The 2,171-nt window shown below is 35.6% G+C and carries 1 protein-coding gene and 1 pseudogene; both read right to left on the bottom strand.

All coding sequences use genetic code 11. The features are described 5' to 3' along the window. Positions 1–312: 312 nt before the first annotated feature. A complete protein-coding gene (locus tag ALO_RS17150) occupies positions 313–1,008 on the bottom strand; it encodes a hypothetical protein (RefSeq protein WP_004098581.1) in 696 nt (231 codons plus the stop codon). 123 nt (positions 1,009–1,131) lie between these two features. Further along, positions 1,132–2,171, bottom strand: a pseudogene (locus tag ALO_RS22600) (hypothetical protein); the annotation flags it as partial.

Raw genomic sequence — 2,171 nt, 5'->3', positions numbered from 1 at the left:
GGTATAAAAATGTTCTGAACTTGGAACGTGATCTTTCCGCGTTACTCACCTCCTTCTCGTAAGATCAAAATATTGCAGTGTATACTCCCCTTCAATGGCAAATGACAGGAACTGTTGCAGTCCTGCCATCTTTCTTAAATATATAGCCTAATGTTAGCTTCACAAACCCGATAAAGATCAATCAGTTGCTGACGCTGCCATAAAAATTTTATTAGAGATGCGAAATCAAACATCATGAAATAAAAATAGCAGCATCCGCGAAAGATACTGCTATTGAATATGGGAATTTCCTCTCAATTTATAAATATTCAATTAGTTATTAATCAATTGTAATGTAATAGAATCCCTTTCAGCACCAAATCCGCTTCGATAATTAGTTAACCCTTTACCCTTTTCCCATGTAAATGATTCATAATATCCAGTGGTTACTTTATTATTTAATGAATGATATTCCCGCCGATTCCCATTTACTTCTAGATAATGATGGGATCCAGCTTGATCTCTATTTAATGCATCTTTTATTTCTTTATCTTGGCAAACAATAACACTGCCTTCAGGTAATTCTTCACTTGTTTTTAGTTTACTAAAATTTTCTTTCGTTGGTCCTATCCGATATATTTTATCTTTTTGCACATAAAAATAACCTAAATTTAAGCGCTCATTGCGAACACCTTCAATGGAATCAATTTTCAACTCATATAACTTGCCATACCGGAGATCAGCCAGTTCCTTAATATTCAATTTTACATCTTTTTTAATAATATCATCAAATAAAAAGGTTCCTTTATACTGCAGCTTTGAATTTTTGTTAAAGAAAAATATATTACCTATAGTTCCCACATCAGTAGTATTTGTGATATTCGATGCATTTACAAGAGTTAAATCAGCTTTTGCCGATTGCTTTATTCTATTTATGTCACCGCCTTGATTTGGTATGTTGTTAGTTTTTGTACAGGCAGATGCCAATAGAAAACTCGCCGCTAAGATTATTGTTAGAATCCTCTTCATAAAAACATCACCTCAAAAGCTAAACACTAATTCCTTTTTGATACAGATACATAAATTAGGCATCCTGTATCAATTTAAACCTAATACAAGTGTATTGCTCTTAAACGCTGATGTCAAATAAAATCATTTCTTTAATGAATTTATAAGTAAATAGACACCTGGTTGAGCATCTACAAGAGTGGGATTATAATGACTATCCCAATCATATTTCCCCTTTTGATACACATTTGTTCCACTATAAACATAGGGGCTGACAGTATCTTTATGGTATTGATAGTACCCTAATCCATTGTATGATTCGGCAAATGCCATCATCGCCGCCATATCATCAGAGTTTGCACTTAAACCATATTTGTCCCTGATATACGATTTTTCTAATAATGCATCTACAGCAGCATCTGTAAAATTGTTAAAATTTTTTCCTTCAGGCACATGCGTTGTCGGTTTTCCAAGCGGGTCACCATTATGCAAATAAGTAGTAAAGTCACACCCCGATTCGCGATAATGAAGAGCCGCAATTAATTCTGGAGGTACGCCAGTTTTCTTAGATATTTCCTCATAGGTCGCTTTATTTTTTTTGTATATTTTTTGAAAATTATTAACATCCCAATTAAATTTTGTTGTATTTATAGAATTTATTCGGGCTATTAAATCTGTTTCATGTTTATATACTGCATTGTTATTGTATAATATTTGGTTAATCTCTTTACCCGTTCCCTGTGCCGAAGTCTGCGTACTAATAGCTTCAGACTGTATATCAGAGACAACTGTGGCCCCCAAGTAATACTCTAAGTCGTTAAACATAGCATTGAACGCGTCTGTTTGTGTTGCATGTACTTTTTCATACAGCCATAACATGTCCCCAAAATTACTCTGACTCCGAAAGAGTATTCTAATGGCCCCCTGCTTTTCTCCTAGGGTATCTGCGTTTTTCACACTATCTGCTCCCAAAATATTATCCCACATGGCTTTAATCTTTTTTAGAGTATCTTTCGTACTGACGGTAGGGGCCTTGGTTTGCTCAGAAGCAGGGATGGAGACCAGTGTGTTTATTGTGGCATCACCATTTTGCGTTGAGGATTCTGCCGGATTAGGCTGGGACTGGCTCGAAACCTGTGGAACTTGCGGAGTCTCTAAAGGAGGATTCATTTCAGCCACAGTGC

The sequence above is a fragment of the Acetonema longum DSM 6540 genome (genome assembly GCF_000219125.1).
GTDB lineage: Bacteria > Bacillota > Negativicutes > Sporomusales > Acetonemataceae > Acetonema > Acetonema longum.
Note: the sequence above shows the minus strand (reverse complement) of the source record. Positions and strands in the feature narration are given on the sequence as shown.

What these genes read in the sequence shown, in the direction of transcription:
- ALO_RS17150 (WP_004098581.1), bottom strand. Translation starts at nt 1,008, where the DNA reads ATGAAGAGGATTCTAACAATAATCTTAGCGGCGAGTTTTCTATTGGCA.